Genomic DNA, 25,877 nt, shown 5'->3' with positions numbered 1-25,877 from the left:
GGCCCCCTCTTCCGTGAGCGAACTATTCGGCAGGGTACGAGAGATCAGCTGGCAGCGCGAAGGCGACACCGGCCGGCCATCTCAGTGAGTAGCCGTCGAGATGCGGTCGTAGTCCTCGTGTGGCGCTGCCACCTGCACATCCGATCCTGCCGTCGAATCGATCTGACGGTTTCGCCACAACAGTGCCGCACCACCGAGCAACGAGATCACGCCGACTGCACCTAACCCCATGGGCGCGTACTGAGTTCCCCACACGATCAGCCTCTTGTATCGGACGGCTTGTGCAAGCTGCTCGGACTTCGTCTGCGCATCCAACGCCGGGGCCATCTCCACAATCGTCACCGACTCCGGATCGTCCGCGGTGCGGGCGTAGTACTGCCGCGCGTACTGATTGCCGGCAACGATTGCCCCGGTGACGGGCTCGACCCACAAGTCCCTCTTCGCGGTGTAGAAGCGGTGCATCAGCACCTGCGCGTCCGGGTCACCGGACAGCCCCCACACGGACGCGGGGAGGGTGAGTTTGCCTCCGGTGTCCATGGGGTCGATCGTGTGGGAGAAGTGGAAGACCTCGGTGCCGTCGATCTGGGTCGTTTCGACGAAGTCGATCGGATACGTTTCGCGGGCCAACGTGTCGAAATATGGGTAGGACTGCTTCTGCAGGTGGAAGGGGAACTTGAAGTTGACGCCTTCCGCGACGACTTCCTCTCCCGGTTTGTCTGCGTATCTCTGGATGGTCGCCGGCGGATCCTGGACCGGCAGTGCTGTTGCCCTGTCCACAGTGACGCGATAGACGTTTGCGCTGACAACAGCAGCGTCGCCTTCGCGGTCGTCACGAGTTACTTTCTGTGTCGACTGGATCGTCACGATGTCGGAATTCGAAGGTTCCTCGCCCGTGACGTATTGCTGGACTGTCACAGCCACGCCGGAGTTGATCACCACTTTCCCGGTGTCGATCGCGCCCATGTCCAACAGGGTCGCGTTGTTGTCTGTGGCCACGGTGGGCGCATCGATCGACAGCGGCGTTTTCACGAGTTTCGGTGCAGCATAGGTCGGAATCAGCACGGCCACGGTAGTGAAACCAGCTCCCAATCCGATCAAACCAAGAGCAGCAGCACGCTTCGTTCTGACAGTTGCCATTTCACTTGCCTCCCCCAACGGATCTTGAGCGTCTCGATCGTCATGTGCAGATCCGCGCCGGGCAAGCCTATCGAGGCCACGATTCGCGGACACCTGCGACCTTCTCCCACACGGACCCTGCGATCGGATCACCATTCCGATGCTGCGGCGGAGGACGATCACTCCGCCGCAGCGTCGTGGCTAGCTGGCGAGCGGGAGAAGTTCCGTAACGCCCAATGGATTGCGGTTCAGCTGGTGCACCGTTGTCGCATAGTCGAGAACCTCGTCGGTGTGCGAGATCAGGATTGGCGCTGCGAACAGATCGCTTATGGTTTCTACGATCGCTCGACGACCTTCGTCATCGAGATACTGGGTGATCTCGTCGCCGAATATCTGATCGGGCAACCCGCCGTCGGTGACCTGCATCGAAATTCCCAATCGGAAGGCAAGCCCGGCCCGCGCTTTTTCGCCTCCGGAGAGCAGTTTCGTCTTGCGGAGTCGACCGTCGGCAAGTTCCACGCAGGGAACGAAATCTGTACCGAGGTGGAAGGCGACGTGTTCTCCACCGAAACGTTGCAGCAGTTCTGTCGCGGCTTCCGAAATTTGTTGGGTGCATTCGGCGAGCAAGTCTGACCGCAGAGCGGTGAGAGCATCCGCAACTCCGCGTGCGACTTCGGCGACCCGTAGCGCTTCGCACTTGCGTGCCCACTGATCGCGGGCGATATCTGCTTCGTTCGCCACCTGCGCAAGTCCGGTGCGCGCGCTCGAGAGCACTGCCCATGCCTCGCTCACGGTCCTCTCTGCTTCGTCGAGCCGGGTGCGTGCATCGCTGGCTGCCGTTTCGGCCGCGTGAACGATCTGTGGATCCGGGGCGTCGACAATTGCAGATTCTGCGTTGTCGACTGCACCGTTCGCTGCCTGAAGATCGTGGGCTGCTTTGTGCTCGTCGATGAGCAGCCGGTGTTCTGCCCGTAGCTCTGTCGATCGGCTGTCTACGGTGCCATGGACGACCCGTGCGGCCTGTAGGCAGGATTGGACGTTCGTGCGGTCCGTCAGTTTCGGGGCTATGTCGTTGTCCAGGCTGGCAAGCAGTTCTACCAGTGCATCGAGCTTCTCGGTTTCGTTCTGGAAAGCTGCTTCGCCGCGTTCTCGAACCTGTTCGGCATGGTGTTCGGCTTGTTCCGCGCCGGTGAGTTCTTGTCGTGCTGAGGCAACCTGAGCGTCGATCTCCCTTCGCTTTGCGGCTAGTGCAGCAGCCTGTTCCACCGCTTTCGCTTCGGCCGACTGCGCGACGGTAAGTTTCGCCTCCAAGTCGGTGATGAGCGCATCGAGATCGTTGATCGATTGACGGCACGTCGGGCAATGGGCTTGGCCAATCGACTGGCGCAACGTGTGCAGCGACTTCGTGAGCGTGGCCGCATCCTTGCGGGCGGCGGCCTCGTCTCCATTTGCAGTGCGTATTGAATCGACAACTGCAGCTAGTTCGGTATCTGCCCGTTCCAGTCGTGATTGGGCGGCGACGACATCGAAACTGTCAGCTGCCTTCTGTGCCCGTGCAGTGTCAGTGATGGCTGCCGCAACTGCCTCTGCTGCGCCCGCAAGACTCGCGCCTGCTTCGGTGATCCTGCGCAACGAAGTCTGTAGCCCGGTGATCCTGTGTTGCAGCTGATCCGGATCTACGCCACTGAGGTTTCGATCCGTGACAGTTACGTGTAGTCGTTCCCATCGATCTCGAGCGTTGTCCGCGAGTGCTTTGGCTGCGACTACGGCGTCACGAGACTGTTGTGCGCTTCGCTCCGCGGTTCGCAGCTCGTGTGCCCTTGCGTTGCATTCTTCCCATTCTCTGCGCGCCCGCTTTGCCTTCGCGTCCGCTGCACCATGAGCAGCTTCGGCCTCACCGAACACCTTGCCGGCCTCCATCTCAAGCTCCTCGGCAGTGGTCACTGCCTCCGGCGATCCCACCGTGCCGTCGGCGACCGCTTGTCTGTCGTTCGCGGACTTGCGTGCCTGTTCACGGAGTTTGGTTACCTGCGATACACCGGTGTGTTCTTCGACGAGTGCGGTTACTTCGGTGGGCGTGGCCGTGGCCAGGGCGTCGACCTCGCCTTGCGCGATCATGTTCGCGCCGCGAAATGCTCGGCCTGACATACCCAGAATCTTGGTGACCTCACTGGTCATCAGTGTCGGACTCATGCCTTCGATCTCGACACCGTTGCGCCACATGCGGGCACTGGTCTTCTCCACCGGCTTGCCGCCACGATTACCTCTACGCATCTCTCGCACGGTTCGGTAGGTGTCCTGTCCGTGGCGCCAGGTCACGTCTGCTCCGGCCAATTCCTTGTCGTCGGCTTTGTCATGCCGGAGGTCGATCAGGTCGATACCCGGACCGGGGTCTCCGTACAGTGCGAACCCGAGGGCTCCGAGGAAGGACGACTTTCCGGAGCCAGGAGGGCCAATCAGTGCGTGAATTCCGTTGGTATCGAAGTCGATCTGCAAGTCTTTGATCGATCGGTAGTTGTAGATATGTCCGCTGGTGATCTGCATGGTCTACGTCCTCGTCTTGTCCGCGTGCGGGTCGAGCGAATTTGATAGACCGAACCTAAAAGTGGGCGGTCAGGCGTGCGGCACGCCTCGTGATCGGGGTTGGTTGACTCTTGTCAGGCTGATTCTTCGGCAGGGGCCAGCTCGGCCAGTGCACGATGCGCATGGGCGATGACGGGGGTCCGGATGTCTTCGGCCATTGCCCTGAGCATCGCGCCGAGCCTGCCTTCGTCGGTGCGGTCGGTGAAGGCTTGGGCTAGATCAACTGTTCGGCGCCGGTGGTCGCTGCCAGTTCGGGTTTCTGGTTGGGTTGCCAGGCGTAGACCACCGTCACTGGGTAGCGGGTGTTCCCATGCGAACGCCCAGTAGGCGGCGCGGCCGGCGGCTGCCGCCCACTCCCCTGCCAGTGCACGCAGGCCATGTCGCTGCCCGCCGGTTGTGTACGCAATCTTCTGCCGGAGAATGTATCCGCCGTCGCCACTGATCTCGGCGGATTCACCATCCCACCAGTCGCTTTCGGCGAGGCGTTCTCGAATGATCGTGTTGATCTGTTCGATCGTCTTTCCACGTGCGTCTATGGTGTCGAAATCGATCTGGGGACGACGCCACACATACTGAGGGGTGACGGTGACCCTGCCGTCGGTGGTCAGTTCGAGCAACAGCCAACCTCGTGCGCATATCTCGTCAGAGAATCCGCGTCCGATGAGCGAACCCGTCATCCAGACTTGCCCACGTTCGCGTCCGTCATCCGGTCCGAAACCGGGGATCGGACCGGGGGTGTGGTAGTCCGACAGGATGCTCTGATCCCAGCCCCGGTTGACCCATTCCTCCGGGATCACTCGCTCGGCACCGTGGCGGTCATCTGCACCGAATAGTCGCCCATCCGCAGAGAAAATACCGTGCGACACAAGGATGTTTACCCCACCTTCGATCGGCTGTGGGTCGACGATGATGCCGCGTTCTGGCAGTCGCGGGTCCAGTCCGTTGTGTGAGACAACATGCAAGTAGAACGGCACATCGGGGATCGGTTGGTGCACTTCGTAGTAGCCGGGCTGCGGGCCGATCTGGTCGTCTACTGCTCGTCCCGGATCGGGGAAAACCGCCAACCGACCCAGGTCGGGTTGGTGCAGCAGCGCGGCAGCCGACACCGAAGTCCCGGCGCCGGCGTCGTGGTTGCCGGTGTTGACGACAGCGGGGATACCTGCAGCGATTCGCAGGGCGTCGACGCGGCGTTCCTCGTTCACTGCTCGCACTGATGGGTGGTGCACATGGAATCCGTCACCCCCGTTGATCTGGCAGTCCACCCCTTTGCTGATCATGTCGCGCTGTACCAGTTCGTAGGTGACGTATCCGTCGACTTCGCGGATGTTCGGGCCAGCGGGATGTTTTCGGGCCATTCCACGCATCCCGTATCCGGCATGTGCGCACCCGAAGAATCCAGCTTTCAGAATCACGTCGTTGGTCATGCGCACAGTCTCGCGGCGGGGTTGTATGTGTGCGGCACGCTCGTCGAGGGAGCATCCCGGCGGTGGCTCACGGTCCGTCTGCGCAGTTAGAGGCAGAATTTCGCTGGTCATCGTTGTCGTCGGACAGCGTTGCCACCCATTGGTCCATCCCGCTGGGACCTGGTAGTTACGCCCAGATTGGTTCTATCTACCGGTGACGTTCGCGTCTCGATTTATGAGTCGGTTGGGGCAGAGGGCCCGATCCTCTGCCCCGTCGTACTCGACCAGTTCGTGGCGCGTATTACTGGCAATCTGCGGCTGCTGTTGATGGGATTGGGCTATCGGGGATCAGTTCTGGCCGCTGGTATGCCTGTTTCGTAGCCCACATCTCGTGGTGAAATCTCGGGCTTGATACCGCAACACACCCGCCGGACGTGCTATTTTTTCCTTATCGGAGATGTTGTACACGCTTGAACTCGTTTCGGGCACCATTTGGAGGGACCATGTCATCCACAGTTTTGCCTACCTCTACGCCAGGCCAGATCCGGCCGGCCGGCGTCAACGCGGGATCTTCCGCCCCTTCCTCTCAGCGGAACGTCGCCAGCGAGCTTGAGCGTCTGCGTGCTCGGCACGCATTGCAGGTCGCTCATCGCCGTCGCACTGGTCGACCCATCGCTTCTCCTGCTACCAACAGGGCTACGCAGGACGCGTGGAGACAGGCAGCGACTCGTGTGTCGAAAACGCGCCTGTGCCAAGATGATCCGGATTCCTTCATGCTTCCAGATCCCCCGAGTCTCGCTGCAAGCACCGAGGAACGGGTCCCCGCCGCCACCTTCGCGGAATTGGCTGCAGAACGTCGGTTTGTCAAAGCCCGTATCCGAGTGGCGAAGTCAGCGATCGCGGCCTGCCACGAATGCCCGCTTCTGCAGCAGTGCCGCCGCGAGGTCCTTGAGGAGGTGAAGTTGGGTAGGCAACCGACGAACACCGTAGTCGCTGCCACCGCATGGAACTCGCGAGGCTTGCCCGACATGCACATCCATGATCCAGGAAGCAACGCTGAACTCGAACACCACACCCTCGATGTCCTCGCTGGAACCAAGCTGTACCGAAATATTCCCGACATCAGTTGGATTCCAGCGGATCTCGATCCGGTACCTACCATCGACGAACATCTCGTCAGTGATGTACTGCATCGCTACAAGTCCGAGGCAGCACTCAAAGAGCTTCCTAAGCGCTTCGTCACGCAGTCCCTTCTCGACCGGAAGCCAAAGGTTTCGGCTGACGGCCGAGCTGTGATCACTTACGGTGAGGAGCGCGAGATCGTTCGTCGCGCGGTCAAACAGCAGATGGTTCCGAATACGTTGGCTACGATCCTCGGTTGCGGATGGGATCGGGCTGCAGATCTGTTGTGCGCGTACGGCGGTGAAGTGCAGGACTATACCCCTGGCCCGCAGGCCGCTCGCCATCGCGATCTTTTCGCAGCTCGCGAGCGAGACACAGCGGCACGCAAGCAGCGGATCAGGGATGCGCAGGCCGCAATGAACTCTACTGGTAGTCACCGCATGTCTGCCTGATTTAGAACCGAAAAGCGGTCCACGCCATTGGCGTGGACCGCTTTTCGTCGATCAAAGGTCAAGACGGGAGAATTCCGCGCGCCTCGTCGATGATCGCCTGAGCGCTATCGAGCTGCTCGTCCGCCTCCTTGCGGGCCTCGCTCTCAGGGAGACTCGTCAGCAGCCCCTTCAATTCGGTGACCGCGGCGTCTGCAGCCTTGAGATCATCCTCGTTTGGTGATCCCTTGCTCATCGCGGCTAGCGACTTCGCGTGCTCTTTCAGCGATTCCTGGAGCGGTTTGACTGCGTTCTGCAGCAGTTTGCCTGTACTCGCATCCTTGAAAACCTCCTTCTCGCTGTCGTCGAGCACCAGCAGTGTCTGCGTCCTTATTTGCGCCACAGCGCATCTCCTTAATGTGAGGCGAAACAACGTGTGCGGTCAGTGTAGAAAGCCCGGTTCCGGTGATCGTGGTGTCCGAGGCAATCAGAACGGCGGGGGGTCGTCATCTAGGCGGTTCGTCCATGTACTTGTGTTGTTGTGGGCAAGAGAATTCCGGTCACGGCGTTGAGGCCGTCCTGCGAGCGCATCTGCCACTGAGGCGACCCCGGTTGCGCTGGCGCGACCATCCACAACTGCTCGGCGTCGGGCGTGCACCTCCATCGCGGGATCGTCGTACCCTGGTCTCGACGGCAAGTGGGTGAGTCTGCCGCCCGTATCCCCAGCGGGGAGATGCTGGGAGAACTCGCGCCGAATCCTGGTTATCCACGCGTCATTCCAATTCAGCCACGCCATCGGGTCGGTGACAGTTTCCAGGAACACTGGGTTCGCGCCGAACGACAGACCTGTCACTGCGCCACCCACGCACATCCAGGTGTAGCGACCTGTCGCCTCTGGCGGTGGTGCGGCCCGGTACAGCGCCAGGTGGGAGTCGGAGACTCTGCCGGCCATGCGTTTGATGTCGGATTGGTCGTGAAGTCCGTATCCAACTAAGAGCACCGCGAGTTGGCGCCAAATGTCGTCGCGTAGGCCTGTCGCGGATTGAAGGATGAATGCGAATCCGATGCCGAACTTTCGCACATCACGGCAGTCTCCTGCGAACTGGTTCGAGAGCGACACCAATGCGTCTGGTTGCGTGCTATCGGCAGGTCCCGCGTATTGCCATGCTTCGTCGACGACGACCTGCACGTTCAAGCTTCCGCCAGCCGTGAACTGCTGTTGGCCTGCCAGTTTGAGCGTGTTGAGCAATTGCGACATGATGCGGGCTTTTACCTCCGCGGAGTCCAACAGTCGAGTCGCCGCCATTACGTCGCCCGCTGTGTCGGCATCGTTGCCGTCGAGGTTCAGTTGTGACAGGTCGGCGGAAAGGTCAAGCACCAGCCAGGGCGCAGGTTGTCCTGCTTTCGGGGCCATGACCTGCCTCATCAATCCCCAGGCGTCACGACGACGATCCGTGGCCCCGAGCGATTCTGGATCCGCGCCGGCAGCGATCTTCATGGCACCGGTAGGGGAGTACGGCGACCACAGAGAGTGCAGGGCGGAAAATACAGTCAGCAGTTGCTGGAACTTTTGATGCCCAGAGGGGTCGAGCGCTCCGGGTGGAAGTCGATCGAGGATGTGTTCGGCGATCGGTTCGCCCTCGGAGTCGGAAGTGGGTCGATAGATGGTGCGCGCCACGCGATTCTGTTGCTCGGTTCCTGCGTAGATTGTGCCGGCGGGAAGAATGCCGTGGAGGCTGTCGAGGAGGTATTTCATTACCGCCTCCGGTGCCGATTCGGTCCAATCATCAGTCCCGCAAGCTGCTTTGAGCGCTTTCTTGTCCTGCAGTGCCGCGTGCAGCATGTCGCGGGCTTGAGCGACGTTCTCGTCTGCACCTGCGCCGAAGGCAAGGTTCCGAAACCATTTCGATTCCTCGAGGAGCCGTAAGAAGAGTGGCGCGTCTTTTCGGAGTCGCAACGATTGAGACAATCGGGCCACGAAAACGGTGCGACCGCAGGACGTTGCGAGGCCTTGCAGCGAAAACGGCAGTCCGTGTTCTGTTGCCCACTGCCCCTGCGGGTCCAGGATGATCTGTCCCATCCCTGGCCAGCGAAGTTGTGATGCGAGTACGTATTCGAAGCAGACGGACTTGCCGGATCCTGTTGCACCGAGAACGGCCAGATGCCGAGATCCGCGGGGACCGGAGAAGTCAGGCAATGTGAACGGGATTCGGACGGAAGAGCCGCGCAGAGTACCGATGTATGCCGGCTGATCGGTATCTGCCATCAGTTCGTCTGCGGTCTGTTGGTCCAAGAGCGCGACTGGAGTGCCTGTCGCCGGCGAATTTGACAACACCGCAGCGTGTTTCCGCCACTTTCCATCCCAGTTCCGGAAGACCGCTTCGACCTTGATGGTGACAGCGCGGGTGTCTCCGCTGTCACCTGACTGGTGTTCGATGGCGCCGTTCGTCGCTACGTGCATAGCTTCTCGCGCGTTGGCGGTGTGCACAGGATTGATCGTTTCGACTTTCGTGACCGTGCCAAGCGCCAACTCCTCGGAGCCGTTGTCGAAAACGATCGTGAAGGCAAGCATCGATCCGAGTAGCGCGAGGTGGTAGGAGCGACTGCTCAGATTGAGGACCGCCGAATCGCATGTTGAGGGTGAGCCGATAACGGCAAGGCCACCAATGTCCACAGTTCCTCATTTCGGTTCGTTGGGGCGGTGAGAGCGACGGTATCTGCGGTGATTGCCCTGTGCGGCACCTGTCTTCTGCGCAGACGGGGCCGCCGGAAACCACTGGTGACGTTGCCGGAAAGTGAGAAAACAACAGGTTATTGAGGTGTGGAGTGGTGTTTGACCCTGCACTCAGCAGGCGTGCCCGCGTTAAGGGGAAGAGCACCGGAACCGGCCAGTTTACGATTTCCATCGTCGGAGAAACTCACACATCCCGTAGGGGCTCAGGCCCATGCGTGAACGTAGTTGGACTGCACCAATGTCCTGCTACGCAGCAGAAAGGAGCAGGGCGCTACTGCGCCCGACGAAGCGAATGGGCAAATCAAAGGGAAACCACCGGCGGGTCACTAACCGCCAACGCACGATCGCCACTGCCGCGACAGTGAGCGTGCTTGCTCTCGCAGCTCTCCCCACCGGGGTGGCTTACGCGGCCCCACAGGGTGGCGTGACCACTCCCGGTGCCGGTGGCGAGCAAGGAACCCAGACGCAGAACAACGGCGGTGGACAGGCCGGTGTTTCGACGCCGAAACCAAATCCGGCACCGACACCGCCGGAAGAGCGCACCTATTGGGTTCCGCCGTCACAGCAGGCACAGCAGGCACCGTCACGCCCGATCCCGACGACCAGTCCTGATGCGGACTACTCACCCCCGTTGCAGCAGCAAACGTTCCGGCCGCCGACCGCAGTTCCCACAGTCGCACCAATCGAAGCCCCTGTCGACGAAAAGGGTGAGCAACTGCTCCGCGCCGGTGACCGCATTGCGAAGAAACCGAATTGGATGACCGATCAGGTCCTCGACACGACGAACTACACACTCGCGGGTTGGGAATCGGATGCGTCCACGTTCTGGCGTTCCGTTGGTGTCGACGACAACCGCTCGGATCGAGTTGCCGCGTCGATGGTCTCCGGAGCAGCGGTCGGCGCCGTCGTCACGGCAGTGCCGTTCGCAATCGCAGGAGGCGCTCTCGGCGGCCCGGTGGGTGTTCCCTTCGGAGCCGCTGTTACACAGGCAATTCTGCCATTCGCCCCCGGTATCGCGGCCGTTCCGGGTGCCACTGTGGGCTACACGGCCGGCGCTGCTGGTGGTGCTGCATTAGGCGGTGCAATCGGCCTAGTAGTCGGCGGCGTCGGTGGGGCAATCACTGGCGGGCTCATCGGAGGTGGCGAGGCCGCCGATGACGAACTCGTCCTCACCGAGCTTCCTCAGCTGCCGGATCCGGACCCTGTCCAGATCACGAAGGACGTGTCGAACTCGGCTCAAGGCATTGCGAGCACCCCGGCCGGTGCGGGCGTCGTTCAGGCAATTGCCGATGCTCCGGCGAATTTCGAGCACGCTAACGAGCAGTTCCGGCAGACAGTGGTCAACGTCGCGGGACAGCCCGCGCTGGACGTGATCGACCAGGCGGCTACGGCGCATGCCGAGGCTGTTGCGCCGATCAACGCAATGCTCACGCCGTTCACTGACCGCATCAATACTGCGGTCGGCGCTGCTCAGCAGGGCATTGATCAGGTCATCGCTCCGTAGTCGAACCACGATTTCATCACATCCTGCTGGGGAGGGCGCTGAGGCCCAGCGCCCTCCCCGGCCCGATCGGTATCGGTAGGTAATCTGCATGAACGACTGGGACACTCGGGGATCAACAGACGACGACTATCTCGATCCGCAGCTCGGCAGCGACGTTGACGACAGTACGTCCGGTCCGCTCCCCTCTCCGCACACGGAGCCAGTGACATTCACCGCACCCACGCACGCTGAGCTTTTCGACTCCAATACCGCCGAGTCCGAATCATCAGGGCCATATGTTCCCCCACCGAACAAGTCGCTGTACCAGCGAGCGCCACGCAAGCCCCGCGTCGATCCGCCAGTGTCTGCCGGTATCCGCCAGGGCACGCTGTCATCCAAACTCCGTGACCGCAAGACTGCAGTAATTGTGGGATCTCTGGTTGTTGCCGCGCTCGCTGTTGTGGGCGCTGGAACTTTCGCTCTCACAAAGGCTTTTCCTCAAGACAGCGCTCCATTGGCGGAGGCCTTCCCAGAGACGAGCAGCGAGGTCGCCACCATTCCTCCAGCACCGTCCACGACGCCCCCACCCATCGCCGTCGCACCGCCCTTCTGCACCGATCCGAGCCCGGGGGACAACGTCTCGGTGACTAATAGCGCCGGCGACAGAGCAACCGGACCAGGCACGATCGCCGCATTCGAATACCACTACTACGTGGATCGCGATGGGACGAAGGTGGCATCTACTTACGACCCTTCCTTGCAGATGGATCCGGCAGGCATTCAGCCCTACATCGACAAGATTGCCTCTGACACCCTGCACTGCACCACAATTGAGCCAACTGATTCACCGGACAAATATCGGGTGTCCGTCGCGCTGAAGCCTTCGAACTCGATGCGAATTGAGCAGGTCGATCCAATGCTCATTTCTGTGGCCCCCGGTCCAGGAGGATGGATGATCACCCAGATCGTTCCCGTCTGAAGGGCAATCGTCAGGTTCGGTAGTGGCGGATCCCGGCAGGGTGCGTCTCACTGAATGTTCTCGCTGCTGCACCCATTAACTGTGTAATCAACGATGTCACTTCTCGTTTCGCGAAGGTGTCGGCCTGGTGTTGAGGGAACGGCTCGATCACTCGAGTTCCGATGATCGTCTCACTGACCTTGGCACACAAGGCCGCCGCCGTAGAGTCCGCGACATCGTCGATGTCGGCATCGTCGACATCGGCCGGCAGCGTGTACTCGATCTTTACGGCTCGCAATGGCATTCCTCGAGGAAGAACGTAAGTAACGAAGACTGGTAGCTCTTCACGCCAGTGACCTAGTAGTTCATCGATTACGTGTGCCCACTCTCGCACTGACTTCGGGGCATCGGCTGTCGCCTTCGCTGTCACTCGCAGTGCTTCATCAGCTCGGCGAGGACGTAGGTACTCCCCCGATTTCAATACTGAAGTGGCAGCGATGCGGTCGCGCTGCATCTTCAACCAAGCCCCACTGCGCTCACCGAGTTGCGCCGCCCACAACTGGCAATAGCCAGATGCCGTGTCTTGCTTGGGAAGCGCTCGCAGACGTCCTTGCAGCCCGTAGTGGACATAGTCACCTATCAGGGTGTCGGTGTTGCAGTCGGCCAAAGTTGCACAGACCAACTCCGCAGTCGTCGGATCAGAGGTCAAGAGCCCTGTGGCGATCGAAATCAATGGGGTGGCCAGCGACCCGTCCATCCAAACGACGTGACTTCGATCGGCGGTGTCAAGGGCCGCGGCGAGCTCACACAATGCCATCAACATCGACCGCGCCCGATCAGTTTCCGATGAAACTGGCATGACCATCGTCGCAGGGACACTCGAACGGAGATCACTGCTGACTCCAACCGCGGCGATCCACGTCAGGGCATCAGTTTGCTCGTGCGCTACGCCTCCGTCTACGCACACAAGATCGGGTTCGTTCGCAGGTCCACGTGTGGGCGCAATGCGAATGGCCTGCGTTCGTTGTAGGTGCGATAGCAAATCGCTGTGCTGCTGTTGTGGGTCGATCGCAGCCAGTAGTTGGCTGGCTGTATCGAGCACCGTCTCGAATTGCATAGGCCTCCTCACTCGAGATGATCGTGCACAGCCAGCGTATGAGGCTCAACTATGCAGAGCGGCAGCGATGGCCGCCGTCCCGAAAATGAACTCTGACGTGCGCTGATGCACTGTGGACGAACCACGAAGACCAGTGACCGCTCTGTTACCCTGCATGTATCGGAGAAGCAGCATGGGACAGCTATCAAATAATCAACTCCTGATTCAAGTCGGCTGGCCCGCCACAACAAGGGGAACTGATGAAGCGAAGCAGACGAATACTGGGCCTGGTCTCGGCCGGCACCGCCTTGTCGCTGGTGACAATCGGTGTCACGGCAACGGCGTCCGCTTCGGCGGATCCAACCACCACGACGGTCGCCGCTATAACTTCGGCGATTCCTGACCTGGGAGACCTAGCTGGAACCGTCGACTGGACGGCAGCGGCCACCGCTGCAGCCAACACCGCAGCCGCAGCGAGCGGGAACGGACAGGCTACCGCGTCGACGCCAAACGTGACGGGAGATGCGATCACGGACAAAGCCGTCACAGCGCCCGTCAGGGAGGGTGTGAATCTGATCGCCGGAGCATTACCGCCGGGCGCAATCGTCCCTGGTTCCAAGGGAACTGACGGAATGCTGACCGGTTCCACCGCACCGCGGTGTGCAGCTACCGTGATCACAGCTGTGCCTGGCACATTCGAGACGGGCCCTACTGCTGATCCGAATGCTCCTGTCGGCCTTCTCGCTCAGGTGGTGGAACCTTTGACAGCTGCCCTGGGAAACCAGGTGTCAGCAACATTCATCCCGTACGCCTCCGATGCCTCGGTCAACGGCACCAGTTACCTCCGGAGCGTCTCGACTGGCGTTCAAGCGACGTTGGCAACGATGGAGGATGTGGCGAATCGCTGCCCAGAAGCTCAGCAGATCTTGCTGGGATTCTCACAGGGCGCCGAAATCGGCGGCGACGTGGCCACGGCAATTGGACAGCGGCGCACGAGCATCAACCCGGACAGTGTGGTCGCTGTCGGATTGTTCTCAGATCCGAAGCGTCCAGAAACCTCGAATGTATTGGCGGACACGACCCAGACCCAACCGGCGTTGCCCACGAGTCTTCAGGAGAAGATCAAAGAGATCGTCGAATCTCCCTCTTTCGCGCAGATGCAGTTGCAGCTCACCGACGGGTTCCGGTCGCTGGTAAACCAAGTCGCGACACAGGTCAGTGACACTGGACGTGCTGTTGCTGATGCAACTGCACCCACGTCGTCGACGCAGAAGTCAACGACAACCACGACTACCCACACTGCCGTCCCTGACTCGGATAGTCAGGCTGTCGCAACGACGACTCCCCCGGACGAAACCGCCTCTGTTGCAGGTAGCAGCACCAACTCGGCAGAGACGACGACCAAGCGTCCAGCTGCCGGTCAGTCCGGATCCACGACCACCTCTCACAGCCCGACCACGGCGTCGAGCAGTAAGAATTCATCCGCTGAGTCCCCCGGCGCTGCTTCAACTCGAGCCCCGTCGGTCACCGATGATCCGCTGATGCAGCCCCTCGACGACGGAACCAATCGCGACGGAATCAACAATGCGCCGGCAGTGAAGCCGTCGACATCGCCAAAGGCACCCACGACATCCAAGGTTGCACCTTCCTCGAGTAAGACTGCGGCGGCCGGTAGCGAGACGAACAACACGGCCGATGGTGGGCTCGCAAGCAACTTCGCCAAGTCGTTGGCGGGGGACGGAGTAAAGCCAGAAGCCCGAATTGCGGTCAACGTCAACGAGAACCGCAAAGTTGATGTCGCACCAGTGACCATGGGAGCGGTATCGGGTGGCGGCTTGTCAGGGCAACGCGATTCAGACTTCGGTGCTTTGTCCGGGGTCGTCGCAGAAATCTGCGTTCCCGGAGATGTTGTGTGCTCACTCCCTGAAAACTCAGAGCTGGCACGGCAGCTTGTCCAGGTGGGGAAGAACGTTTCCGGCAATCTAGGTGAGCTCGCGACTGTCGATGGCGCGAATCGTATGGTGGGCTTGCTCTCGCTGCAGGCGGTCAACACCGTTGCCGACATCACGGGTATGCCACGATCGAAGTTGTCCGCGGAGACGCTGCAGTCGATGGTTGAAATGATTGCGGGTTCAGCCATGACAAGTATGGGCAACCCCGCTGGCGCGGCGTTGTTGGCGAAGGGTGTGTCGGCTCTGCCGAACGCGCTACCTGAGGTTTTCGCTCAAATAGCAGATATTCCAGCGATTCTCGCTCAGCTCCCCAATGCAGGAGACACCGCGATGAAGAACCTCGGGTTGGACAAGGTCGTGGACAGGATCTCGCAGGCCTTCGCGGAAGCCGGTATGACCAGTCCCCTTCAATTCGACAAGTTGCCGATAGCGATCCCCCGGGTTCTCGAAGCGTTGGCTCAGGACAACCAAGGTTTGCTGCAGTTGGCAACCAATCCGGCCGTGCACTCGGGCAACAGCCTTCACGTAGCTTTCGACACCATTCAGATTGCCGGCAATCAGGATCCGTACCAGTGGGTAGATGATTGGTTCAAGCGAATCTCTGTCACTGCGTAGCTTTTACGACGACTGTGGCCCACTCTCTGGCAAAGAGGGTGGGCCACAGTCGTTTCGTTGAGCGTGCCTAACCGTCTGCAAGTGCCTTCTGCTCGATCATGGCCATGAGGGTTCTGACGGTCTTGGTCTTGAGTTCGCTATCGGCGACGGGTCGCAGGCCTCTCACGATTTCGAGGAGATCGACGTCGTCGAGGTCGGTCGTCTTGTCGAGGTCGAGGATGTGGACTTCGTCAGATGTGGCGGCCGTGCCTTCGGAGATCACCACCAATGGGATCGCGTTTGGAGGGGCTACGTCTTTGCGCGGTCGATTGTTGGTTCGCGTAGTTCTTTTGGTTCCTGACTTCACCTGCTGTGAGTCCTCTGACGTGGGTGCGGGATCTCGCTTCCCCGGTTCAGGAGTACCCGGCTCTGACGTAGGACTCGGCTCAGGTGTGGAGACTGGCGCTGGAAGGGGATCGGGCTTCACCGCCCCAGAAACCCCCGACTCCGGCGTAGTACCGGGCTCAGGCGTGGCGGCGTCCACCGAGGGATCCACTTTCGCCTCAGAGTCCACAGAGGCTGACGTTTCCGGCTCAGCCGAGGTCTCGGAGTCCGACGTCTCTTCAACTGCGCGAGATTCGCCCTGAGGCGGTATGTCCGTATCGTCCTTCGTATCTGTCGGTACCGCGGCCGCTCGGGGCTGAGCGACTGGCACCGGGCCTGAGCGGGGTCGCCCGAACTTACTGGCTGGCCGGGCAAATGCGTTGTTGGTCATGGTTGTGGTCCTCCCTCGCCTACTCACGTCGCAGGCCGGTATCTAGGTGTGGGTCCGATAGAAGAGGTTTAACAACCACTGCCGCGTTGCGCGGCACGGATCCAGCACCCAAAGTCGAGTCAGACGCGACGACGCAAGAGCTGGTTCACTCGCATCAGTTCCTGCAGGATCTCAGCCTCATCGTCACCGCCGGCCGTCAATCGCTGCTGCAGCTGCGTCTGTGCGTGCAGCAAGGTCCGTCTCTGCACCCGCGATGCAGTGTCGACAGCGCTGGCAGCGTCCATCACCTCGGTGAATGCGATCAGCCACAGCAGCCTGTGGTGTTTATGCTCGACCGCCTCGGTCATGACCTGCGACCACAACTCGGCGGCGTCTCCGGATACTGGCCTGCCGGCGGGGTACATCACCGTGGACATCTCGACAATCTCTGCGACTGGGCGTGAGAACAGCTGATAGAGATCGGTCTTGAGTTGCGCTAATACAGTTTCGGCTGTCTGCGGATAGGCGATGAAGTACGCCGCCAAACTGCAGTCTGCATCAGTTAACGGCTGATCTAGCGGCGCTGCGTCTGTCGTCGGGGACTGACTTGCACCGGACTGTGTCGGAGACACGTCACCGGTATCGACGCCGATCTCAGTTGCCGCCCACTGTTGGTACTCCCTGCGGAGCACAGCGGACTGCACAGCTGAAAGCCTGCGCCGCACTTGTTCGGTGGCGTTCACCTTTCCTTCTGGGGTGGTGAGATCGAAGTTGCCTATGTCGCCGGTTAGCAAGGCTCGCAGTGCGGGACGCCGTATGTCGGTCGCTGCCACCAGTGCATCAGCGCCTCCGACGGTTCTCACGTCGCACGGATCTGATTTGTCGCCATAGGCAGTGAAATCGAGCACGGTGATGTTGGTCGTGAAGCTTTGGCATGCTTGGAACAGTGCCCAAGCGGCTTTTCGTCCAGCTGTGTCGTTGTCGAATCCCACGATGATTTCACCGCCGTCGCCGACGCGGGACGCCAGCAGCTCGGCTTGGGTTCTGCTGAAGGCGCTTCCGGATGCTGCGACGGTGTTGTCCAATCCGGAGGCGACCATCGCCATCACGTCCGTCTGACCTTCTACGACGAATACCTGACGACGTTGGAGCATTGAACGACGAGCCTTGTCGTAGCCGAACAGCAGATCACCTTTATGGAACAGGTCGGTGCCGCTGGTGTTGAGGTACTTCGCTGGCGCCGTTCCGGTGAGGTCGCGTCCGGTGAATCCGACTATGCGCCCTTGCGGGTCGTGGATCGGCCACATCAATCGGCCGCGGAACGCGTCGTAGTACCCGCGTTCCCCTTCCTTGGTGATCCCGGCATCTCGTTGGATCTCGAGCGGGTGTCCGGCAGCGGTGAGCGCAGCGCTGAGAGCATTGCCGCCGACAGGGTTGTACCCGAGACCCCATTCCTGCGCGTGCTCGCTGGTGAAGCCTCGCGCGCGAAGGAAGTCGCGGGCTGCTCGGCCTTCGGGGAGTGCGAGAAGCCATTCGCGGGTGAGCTGTTGCGCTTTTTCAAGGACACTGCGAAGTTCATTTCGGGCGCAAAGATCGTTGTCTGCGAGTGAATCTGAACCTTGAGGCACTACCAACCCGGCACGATTGGCCAGCTCTGAAACAGACTCTACGAAGCGGAGTCCGTCGACTTGCATCAGAAAGTCGATGGCGTCGCCGCTCGCGCCGCATCCGAAGCAGTGGAATCGACCCCAGTCGATGTTGATCGTGAACGACGGTGTCCGCTCGGAATGGACGGGGCACAGCGCTTTCACACGGCCTACGCCTGCAGGTTTGAGGTCCAGATAGTCCGCGGCCACCAGTTCAAGGCTTGTGCGGGAACGCAGTTCATTCAAGAACTCCGTGGAGAATCGGGCCGTACGCGGATTCTGCAGGTCCACTCCACGCTCCTACCCTTGTCAGATTCGGTGTTGCCACCTCAGCGTAGAAGAGCTGGTTCAGGACGTGGCACTGGCCAAATCAGTTCTATCGGTTCCGATCGCGTAGCGCTTGTTGATGCCGTTTGAACCAGGCCTTCTGCTTCGCTTGCCAGGCATCTTCGGATTGCTGCCAGGCGCCGCGCGATGACGAGAGCCGTTCGTCGAGAGTTGCCATGTCGATCGGCCCGGCTTTGAGTACCTCGACAACGGCGTCTTTCGTGCCGCCGACTGATCGAACTTTCTTCAGGAATTCTTTCGGATGCCATGCCGGACAGCCATGCGCCCTTAACATGTTGCTGGCTGTCTGGCTGTCGTCGAACCAGGCGATGATGGGTTGCGCGGGTCCGTGCTCGTCCTGCCACGCCCACCATTGCCGGACTTTCACCTCGTCCTGAGGCCGCGACCCGTCTTTGATGAAGTGCCGAAACATGATCGGGCCCGGGGGGAACTTGTGGCTGAGCAACCAGTTCCAAGTAGCTCGGGCGAACTGTTCGGGGCGGGTCGTCGAGTATGCGATCTGTAGGCCTGCGGACTGCAACATCTCGACCAGTTTTCGCCCAGCCCGGATCACCTTTGCGCGGCTGTAAGACCGGTGGAAAGTATGCCAGTCACGATCTTGCGATCGCTCCGTGTTCAGTAACGGCTCGAACTCCGCCATCGACGCGAGTACCCCGTCAATGTCGATCACTGCGAACGCGCCGGGAGTGGCCGGCTTGTTCTTCCAGGGTGTCGGCCGGAATCGTGATTCGGGCTGTCGCGGGGTCGGTGACATAGCATCTGACAGTATCCCGGACAGGAAGGATCGCCTGCTAGTTGGGGTGTGTGCGGCGTTTCTCGATTGGTTGCCTGAACGTCGCTGTGGCGCCCAGTCGGTTCGTCGTGGGCGCCACAGCCGGATCAGTTGAATAGCTATGCGACCAACTCGGTGCGCAACCGTGCGAGCTGAACACGTCCGAGTCCCTTTACTCGCTTCGCCTCGGAGATGTCGAGTCTGCCCATCAGGCTGATCGCGCCTTGGCGCCCGCGGCCGGGGAGTGATTCGATCAGGTGAAGGACTCTCATTTTGCCAACGACGGCGTCACTGTCTGCGCGCTCGAGTACTTCCTCGACCTTCACAGTGCCAGCTTTCAGTTTGGCTTTGAGATCTGCTCGTGCCTTGCGCATTTCTGCGGCTTTCTTCAAGCTCTCGGCACGCTGTTCAGGGGTGAGTACGGGTAGCGACATGGGCTTCTCCCTTTGCTGGGTTGGGCAGTCGTTTCACTGCCGTGATCCTGGTTGGCTTTTCGTATAGCCGAGTAGTTCTGTTGTAGCAGTGACAGTTACGGCGTAGCGGCACTGTCGATCGCTGCTCAGAGCGGTTGCGGGATCCTACTGATCGTGACCGCTGTGACGTTCTTTCCCCTGAGGAACAGTTTCCCCATCGTCTCGTAAGGGGAATATCCGCGCAGCGTGACGGTTCCGCCGCCTGCGTTCATCGCGCTGGTGACGATCTGCCTCATCTGTGGCAGTGCGACGTCGACCTCGACGTCGTCCACGCTGGTGGTGTTAACGATGGGGATGCTCTGTCCGCGCAACAAATCCCCAGCCACGGCAAGGTTGCTGCCCGATCGGGCGACCAACTCGATCGGATGTTTCGCGCCGTGGGATTGTCCGGTGTTTCGGATCTGGATGAATGCTCCGTCTGCACTGAATACTCGGGGCAGTACCGAGAGGAATCGGTCGAAATCGGATAGGTCTGCGATATCGAGATCCCAGCACCGCAAGCCGTCTGGCTCAGCGAGTGCATCGTCGAAATCGGGCATACCCGCTGTTTGAGCGTTGTGAATGACCGTCGTCGTGCCGTCAGAAATCTCGGTCTGGCAGGTGGAGTCGGTGACCGCTGCCGTCAAGGTCCATTGGTCTGCGCTCGATTTCAGCAGTTTCGCTGACGCGGCCAGTACTCCGATCCCCGTATACCCGATCGCCGCTCGCCGGCTTGTGCCGCCAATTGCGTTTAGCGTGACGGTCCCTGCGGAGTAGTCGCCGGCGACTGCGACAGAGATGGAGCCGTCGGCTGCAGTGCCAATACGGACATTCACAGCAGGTTTGGATCCTGTGGTCGCTGCGTGTGGCGCGAGAATGGCCAAAGCTTGTTTTAGTTCCGTCGGAGAAACTGCTGCTGTCGGTTGAGTATTGAGCAACTTCTCGTCTGACGAGTCGTGTTTGTTGGCACGCACTTTGAATTGACTGCCGAATCTAAGGAACCCATCGCTGTAGGTCAGCGCACTTCGGTCCGAACGTGAGCTTGAAGTCTCTACGATGGTCCGAATTTGGTTGTCCACGACCCACACGGGGGCAATGCGTTCGCGAGGACTCTTGGTCTCGTCTTGAGGCAACGCGGTCAGGACGGTCACCGAAGATCCCCAGGCATCTCGACCGGCGATTGTCAGGGTGTCTCCGTCGACGGCGATGGTAACGCCTTCGACTCTCTCAGGCAGCGCGTAGATCACCTTGATGGCGCCGACGACGGCCTTCGTGGAAATGGTGTTGGCTATGGACACGAAAGTCCCCTCGTGTTTGTAGTGCATTCTCCGATGGACTCAGGATCGCATAATGGCTTCCGGTCATGCGGCATACCGGCCCGTGTTCTCTGCGACCTAGATGCGTACGTTTGTGGAGCTCGGGTGCTGACTGCTACCGGCGGCGTTCAGATGGTGGCTTTCCACCATCTGCCGAAGTGCTCGGATTCCTTCGATGGCGCCAGGTCAGGTGGAATCACAACGAATCGTTCTATCGTTGGATACGTGGGTCCTCGTTGGCGTAGGTAGACCCTAGTGATGTTGTCGTCGACGACGGTTTCAGCGCTGGTTACGTTGGTGTCCAGCTGAGCCTCCCTGATCAGAGCTCGTGGATTCGACGATCTGCGGGAAGTGTTTCAAGGAAAGCCTTTTCGTTGGACAGCAACGCTGATTTCTACGTGCAGTCCATTCGAGTGCGCCAGGCTCGAATGGACTGCGCTCAATGACGCCGTCTTGATCGGCCGGCGCGGGCCTGCCATATAGCCGATGTTTAGGCCGTGGGTCAGAGAGTCGTGATCCAGCACTCGACTGCGAGGCGGGCTGCTTCCTCCAGGTCTGAAAGCGGGACGATGACCTGGGCGTCAAGGTGTTCGGTGCGGTCGAAGCCACCGCCGGTCCGGCGAACACTCACTGCGGATCGGATCTCGACAGTTGCCGAATCACCACCGTCGGAGCTCAACTGCAGGTAAGGGGAGAATCCGGGATGGTCGTTCGATAGGTACAGCTCACGTCGATCTTCGGAGACGCTGAGGTCCAGGTCATCTGCGTCGCCATTGCTGTCGTTGGCGTACGCGATGAATGCCTTGGCGAAGGCCTCCGGGATTTCGGTCACTGTCATGGTCACTCCTGGTGTCATCGTGGGGTTAGGTGAGTGCCTGCGCACCGCATTCGGCGATGCGGGCAAGGCGATGTTGCTGGTCTCCGATACCTCGAGTTCCAGCCAATGGGGTGCGGGCATTCGGCCAAACGGATTGCGCGATACGGGTGTAGCTGCGGCCACCGAGGACGACGACGTTGCGATGATCGAAGAGCCCTTGATCGATTGCCTGAGCTTCGAGAGCATCTGCGGTGATCGATCCGGGGCTACCCATCCGCAAGTCGTACGGTTCCACCATCGCGTCGAGGGCGAGAAGACCGTGGAGCGCTGAGAGGATTCTGATCGACTCTGGGCTGGTCAGCGCCCTTGCAGCTTTGAGCCCGAGCCGGTGGTATCCGCTTCGGTACATTTCGCCGGCAGGTGATGCGACGGCGGACTTTACGGCGCCGCAGGGAACCACCACCAGTGGTGATCCGTCGGCGACGACTGGGGTGATGTCGGCTGATTCGGCTCGATCCATTGTCTCGACTTCGAGGTCGTGCGCGATATGTTCCGCGATGGTCCAGTTCAGCCAGTACCAGCCTTCGCGCTTGGCCAGTGAACCCTGATATCCGGCACGAAACGCTGCCGTCTCGAATGGTGCGGTCCACAAAAGCAATTGGGTGTTCGGCAGAGACATTTCGATACGGTCATGGGGCCGGAAGATTCTGGTGTGCACAGGTCCGATTGCCAATGGGATCCCTGCATGTCGGCCTCCGGTCTTCGGACCGATACCGGGCACTGACACGACGAGTCCGACGTCGTTGATCAGCGCTGCTCCTGGTGCTGGCGCTGTGAGCGTGAGGTCGTCGTATCTATATTTAGCAGTAAAGAGTGCCATCGGTGCGTCCGCTCGTGATATTGGTTCGTGCAATGTGCTTGCACCTGTCCTCAACACGCTATGGACGGGGTGGAAGTGTTGCGGCACGGATGGATTCGCTCGCGCCGCATTGAATCTGAGGAGCAGGTTCGGGTCAGTCGAGCTGATGTCTTTACGTGCCGCACCTCCCACCCAGCCCGGTCAGTCTGGGGTTACTCGATCGACTCGGATCGAGTCAGGACCTCGACGACCGAGGCGCCCCCTCTGAAGAATTGGATGATTGCGATGCCTAACGCCTCCCACACGCCGACAGCAGGACGCTTCGCCTGGCTACCTGAGCAGGTCCAGTCAAGTCGATCCGACCCCTTCTCTGCTGCTCAGGCATTTCACGAAGAGATTGACGGGCTACCTGAGCCTCGCGACTGGTCGGATCGACGGTTCTGGGGAGGTGGGCTCGCCCTCGTGGCTGTTGGAGTGCTCGGCCGCCTGGACCTGATCCGTTGGGAGTGGCCAGCATTGCACTAACGCAGGGTGCCTGCCCGGTGTGGGTTACTAGGGCTGCACGCCGGATTCCTGCTGCATGCCGCCAGAGTCTGGGCGAATCCCACAGGCCCGGTGTTCCATGGCCGGTTTCGAGGGCAGACATCGCCCGAGAACGTCCAGCGGTTGAGGTCTACCTGCGACTCGTACTGCTTGCGCGATGTATCACTTGTCTCGTGCTCACGGCGTGTGTCATGACGCTACTGGGGCGATGTCGGAAGTCCTCGAGTTTCGCGAATCAGGCATGATGTTGGGAAGGTCTTTGGGGCAGGAAAGGCCTTGTTCGCACCACCGGACAGTGTCGCGGTAGGCGCGGATGGATCTGATCCTTCAGAGGAAACCGACGCAGGGGGTCGTGATGGGTAAGGCGAAGAGTAAGAGGAAAGTTGTTGTGCGGGAGTCACCTCCGAAGCACACTCCGGGAGATCAGCTGCGACATGGACTCGCGGTTCGGCAGCGAGCAGATATGGCGTTGTCGACGGGACAGCTGAAGCCAGCGCAGATGCCGTTGTTGTTAGATGCGTTCGATGAGGCAGCTACGCCGGTCATGAAGCATCTGGAACCATTTGCTTTCTCGGTGTGGGAGTTGCGTAGTTTCCGCGCGTCGGGAGTTGTCGGCCCGACGTTGAATGGGTTGAGCAAATTCTATGGACAGCCAGTGGAGGTGCTCTCTGCGAACCCTGAGCGATATCTCGGGTTCAAGGGTGCTCTGGCCTTGTCTGACGAAGCAGTGGACGAGCAGGAGATAATCGTCATCTATTGCGGGTATCGGTGCACAAGCGGAGCAACATTGGACCGGCACGCCTACTTTGCCTCCGAGGAAATGACTGCGCTGATCCTGGCGGGAAGTGAGGGCTCAGCGGAAGTCGGTGTCACAATCGCTGATCTGCCCTCACCTTCTGGTGTCGCCTATCTGACGCAATCGGAGGGCGATCTGGTGTTGCTGTGGAACACCGTCGATGATCTGCTCTCGGTTCAGTTGGTGCCGACAACCGGGGCTCAGGACTTCATTGTGAATCAAGGTGAGATTCGGGAAGGCTGGGGATACAGGTTCGGCGATTACAAGTATCTGCCTATCCCAACTGCCGAGGCGGAATTGAGTTCTCCTGAAAGTGATTCCCCGCCGTCGCTTCAGAATATCGGCGGGTATACCCCAGGGATGCCCGATGACGCTCCGGATTGGTCCCGAAAGGGCATCTATCAGGGCTGGGGTTCTGAGCAGATATTGGCCGTATTTCTCTCGTTTACGCACATGCTTCGACAGGGAGCGTTGGTGGACTCGTCCACGATTCGTACCGCGAAGTCGTCATTGAGTGGGCGGCGTCGCCAGCCGGGGTTGGTGACGTATTTGTCGTATCGATCTCGCAGTGGCGCCCGAGCAACCGGTGACGATGGACCACCGTCGCGGGTGTATTCGCACCGGTGGACCGTTCGGGGCCATTGGAAGCGGCAGTGGTACCCGAGTGAGCAGCGGCATCACCCGATCTGGATCTCGACGTACATCGCGGGGCCGGAAGGTGCGCCGATCAAAACGTCCGACAAGGTGACTCTCCTGTGACGGGCGGTGCTGCCTACATAGCCGTGCTCATCGTGGTTGAAGGGGCCAAGGAGTCGGAGGAGAACTATGCGTCTCAAGGATGAGCATCCGAAGTTGTTTCGCCAGCTGCATCCCACTCGCAATGCAGGGATTGATCTTGGTTCAGTAACGAACTCGTCGAACGACATGGTGTGGTGGATCTGCCCGGCCGGCCACGAATGGCGAGAGACCCCGTTGCAGCGTCGTTCCGACATGGTGTGGAAGCAGGGCGACATTTACGCGTGCTTGTACTGCGTAGCCCCTGGTTGCACAGTGAACAGTTGCGGGCATCGCCGGTTCCAATCCGGCAAGGACTCCATCTTTCGGGTGCTCGGGCATCCCTGTGACAAGTGTGAGATCACCGAGCATGCCCGCCGGATCCTTGACGCTCACGCTGACGATGTGCCGACTGCGATCGGTGTTCTCGAGAACAGCGCGTTGTACGCGTTGTTCTGTAGCCGGGGCTCCGAGGCCGTTGAATGGTGGGATCAGATATTCCCGCTGGTAGAAGGGTATTTCGTTCGGATGCTCTGTTTGTACGTCGCGATCGACAAGGTGCAGTTCCGACAGCAGCGAAAGTGGACGGAATCAGCGGTGCTCGGTGCGTGCATGCTCCGAATCATCAAGGTACTACCGCAGAGTTGTCAGAAGGCGATGTATTCGGCCGTACCGGCGGATGCTGGGCACTTCCGTCAGAACTATATGCCTGACGTCTATCCGCACGAGATCGAGTGGGCGTTGAAGAAGGCTGGGTTCGATATCCTGGACACGCCATTGGGTAGCGATATCAAGGATCGGGTGCAATTCCTTGAGCAACAGCGCTTTTCAGTGAACGGTGAGATGCCGCCTGTGCATCTCAAGGACAGGCACTACCCCACGTTCGACCACGTTTCCTTCGACCGAGAAAAGGGCGCGTCCGCGACGCTGCAACATTTCCGGCCGATGGAGTTTTCGGCGCGAATTACGGCGGTGCGACTGACACTGGGCGAATCCACACCTGCCGCCATGGACGATCCTCTCGGACGGAGCTACATCGGGTATGCGCCGGACCTCGCACCGGAAGAGCTGTGGGAGCGGGCGCGCGGGCTGTGGAAGCTGCGCGCTGACTACGTCGCGGCGTCATCGACCGCCTTGGTTGTCTTCGACCGAAAGGTCGTATTGGTCGCTTCGATCTCCGGTGCGTCTTTTCATCGTGATGCTCTGGCCATCGTCGGTGCCCCGAAATCGGATCACCCGCTGATCGGGCGTCCGGATCCGCTACACACGCCGAACCCTTTGGCTCACGGCACGTTCGATCAAGGCCAGGTGTCGTGACGAGGAGCACCAAT

The 25,877-nt window shown here is 60.3% G+C and carries 19 protein-coding genes; 6 read left to right on the top strand and 13 right to left on the bottom strand.

Annotated elements, in window-relative coordinates:
• Positions 1-81: 81 nt before the first annotated feature.
• The 3 genes from G9U53_RS30715 to G9U53_RS30705 all read right to left on the bottom strand — a co-directional run bounded on the left by G9U53_RS30715 (position 82) and on the right by G9U53_RS30705 (position 5,123).
• A complete protein-coding gene (locus tag G9U53_RS30715) occupies positions 82-1,137 on the bottom strand; it encodes a DUF3068 domain-containing protein (RefSeq protein ID WP_165639845.1) in 1,056 nt (351 codons plus the stop codon).
• Between the two features lie 180 nt (positions 1,138-1,317).
• Entirely contained in the window at positions 1,318-3,660 is a 2,343-nt protein-coding gene (locus G9U53_RS30710) for an SMC family ATPase (RefSeq protein WP_165639844.1), read from the bottom strand.
• A 113-nt stretch (positions 3,661-3,773) separates the two neighbouring features.
• Complete coding sequence (locus tag G9U53_RS30705) at positions 3,774-5,123, bottom strand: hypothetical protein (RefSeq protein ID WP_165639843.1); 1,350 nt, start codon at positions 5,121-5,123, stop codon at positions 3,774-3,776.
• Between the two features lie 752 nt (positions 5,124-5,875).
• Between G9U53_RS30705 and G9U53_RS30700 the strand changes: the two genes are divergently transcribed.
• Positions 5,876-6,676 (top strand): hypothetical protein, encoded by an 801-nt coding sequence (locus tag G9U53_RS30700; protein WP_047269099.1) that lies wholly within the window; start codon positions 5,876-5,878, stop codon positions 6,674-6,676.
• Positions 6,677-6,734: 58 nt separating this feature from the next.
• Here the strand turns inward: G9U53_RS30700 and G9U53_RS30695 are convergent, their stop codons facing one another.
• Positions 6,735-7,025, bottom strand: a complete 291-nt coding sequence (locus tag G9U53_RS30695; RefSeq protein WP_165639842.1) for a hypothetical protein — start codon at positions 7,023-7,025, stop codon at positions 6,735-6,737.
• 114 nt (positions 7,026-7,139) lie between these two features.
• On the bottom strand, positions 7,140-9,326 hold the full coding sequence (locus G9U53_RS30690) for a DUF87 domain-containing protein (RefSeq protein ID WP_165639841.1): 2,187 nt from the start codon (positions 9,324-9,326) through the stop codon (positions 7,140-7,142).
• A 352-nt stretch (positions 9,327-9,678) separates the two neighbouring features.
• Here G9U53_RS30690 and G9U53_RS30685 point away from each other — a divergent pair, with 352 nt between their 5' ends.
• Together G9U53_RS30685 and G9U53_RS30680 are read left to right on the top strand one after the other, a co-directional pair.
• The gene (locus G9U53_RS30685; protein WP_165639840.1) at positions 9,679-10,890 is read left to right on the top strand and encodes a hypothetical protein; all 1,212 of its coding nucleotides are present in this window, start codon (positions 9,679-9,681) and stop codon (positions 10,888-10,890) included.
• Between the two features lie 88 nt (positions 10,891-10,978).
• The gene (locus tag G9U53_RS30680; protein WP_165639839.1) at positions 10,979-11,848 is read left to right on the top strand and encodes a hypothetical protein; all 870 of its coding nucleotides are present in this window, start codon (positions 10,979-10,981) and stop codon (positions 11,846-11,848) included.
• Positions 11,849-11,858: 10 nt separating this feature from the next.
• Here G9U53_RS30680 and G9U53_RS30675 read toward each other — a convergent pair whose 3' ends face one another.
• Positions 11,859-12,686 (bottom strand): hypothetical protein, encoded by an 828-nt coding sequence (locus tag G9U53_RS30675; protein ID WP_207624734.1) that lies wholly within the window; start codon positions 12,684-12,686, stop codon positions 11,859-11,861.
• A gap of 497 nt (positions 12,687-13,183) precedes the next feature.
• On the opposite strand from G9U53_RS30675, the gene G9U53_RS30670 reads away from it, so the two are divergent.
• Positions 13,184-15,490, top strand: a complete 2,307-nt coding sequence (locus G9U53_RS30670) for a cutinase family protein (RefSeq protein ID WP_165639837.1) — start codon at positions 13,184-13,186, stop codon at positions 15,488-15,490.
• A 67-nt stretch (positions 15,491-15,557) separates the two neighbouring features.
• Here G9U53_RS30670 and G9U53_RS30665 read toward each other — a convergent pair whose 3' ends face one another.
• The 7 genes from G9U53_RS30665 to G9U53_RS30635 all read right to left on the bottom strand — a co-directional run bounded on the left by G9U53_RS30665 (position 15,558) and on the right by G9U53_RS30635 (position 22,454).
• Positions 15,558-15,836 (bottom strand): hypothetical protein, encoded by a 279-nt coding sequence (locus G9U53_RS30665; protein WP_207624733.1) that lies wholly within the window; start codon positions 15,834-15,836, stop codon positions 15,558-15,560.
• Between the two features lie 527 nt (positions 15,837-16,363).
• A complete protein-coding gene (gene dnaG, locus G9U53_RS30660) occupies positions 16,364-18,160 on the bottom strand; it encodes a DNA primase (protein ID WP_165639836.1) in 1,797 nt (598 codons plus the stop codon).
• An 85-nt stretch (positions 18,161-18,245) separates the two neighbouring features.
• Positions 18,246-18,971 carry a hypothetical protein gene (locus G9U53_RS30655; RefSeq protein ID WP_052959772.1) on the bottom strand — a complete coding sequence of 242 codons (726 nt, stop codon included), beginning with the start codon at positions 18,969-18,971 and terminating at the stop codon, positions 18,246-18,248.
• 137 nt (positions 18,972-19,108) lie between these two features.
• Positions 19,109-19,423 (bottom strand): integration host factor, actinobacterial type, encoded by a 315-nt coding sequence (gene mihF, locus G9U53_RS30650; RefSeq protein WP_047269107.1) that lies wholly within the window; start codon positions 19,421-19,423, stop codon positions 19,109-19,111.
• 125 nt (positions 19,424-19,548) lie between these two features.
• Positions 19,549-20,739 (bottom strand): hypothetical protein, encoded by a 1,191-nt coding sequence (locus tag G9U53_RS30645; RefSeq protein ID WP_165639835.1) that lies wholly within the window; start codon positions 20,737-20,739, stop codon positions 19,549-19,551.
• A gap of 520 nt (positions 20,740-21,259) precedes the next feature.
• Positions 21,260-21,595, bottom strand: coding sequence for a hypothetical protein (locus G9U53_RS30640; RefSeq protein ID WP_165639834.1), 336 nt, complete (start codon positions 21,593-21,595; stop codon positions 21,260-21,262).
• Positions 21,596-21,620: 25 nt separating this feature from the next.
• Positions 21,621-22,454 carry a YaaA family protein gene (locus tag G9U53_RS30635; protein ID WP_165639833.1) on the bottom strand — a complete coding sequence of 278 codons (834 nt, stop codon included), beginning with the start codon at positions 22,452-22,454 and terminating at the stop codon, positions 21,621-21,623.
• A gap of 1,177 nt (positions 22,455-23,631) precedes the next feature.
• On the opposite strand from G9U53_RS30635, the gene G9U53_RS30630 reads away from it, so the two are divergent.
• Both G9U53_RS30630 and G9U53_RS30625 read left to right on the top strand, forming a co-directional pair.
• The gene (locus G9U53_RS30630; protein ID WP_165639832.1) at positions 23,632-24,531 is read left to right on the top strand and encodes a hypothetical protein; all 900 of its coding nucleotides are present in this window, start codon (positions 23,632-23,634) and stop codon (positions 24,529-24,531) included.
• A gap of 66 nt (positions 24,532-24,597) precedes the next feature.
• Positions 24,598-25,863 carry a zinc-ribbon domain-containing protein gene (locus G9U53_RS30625; RefSeq protein WP_165639831.1) on the top strand — a complete coding sequence of 422 codons (1,266 nt, stop codon included), beginning with the start codon at positions 24,598-24,600 and terminating at the stop codon, positions 25,861-25,863.
• The last annotated feature ends 14 nt before the right edge of the window (positions 25,864-25,877 follow it).

It is taken from the genome of Rhodococcus sp. D-46 (assembly GCF_011290655.1).
Classification (GTDB): domain Bacteria; phylum Actinomycetota; class Actinomycetes; order Mycobacteriales; family Mycobacteriaceae; genus Rhodococcus_F; species Rhodococcus_F qingshengii.
Note: the sequence above shows the minus strand (reverse complement) of the source record. Positions and strands in the feature narration are given on the sequence as shown.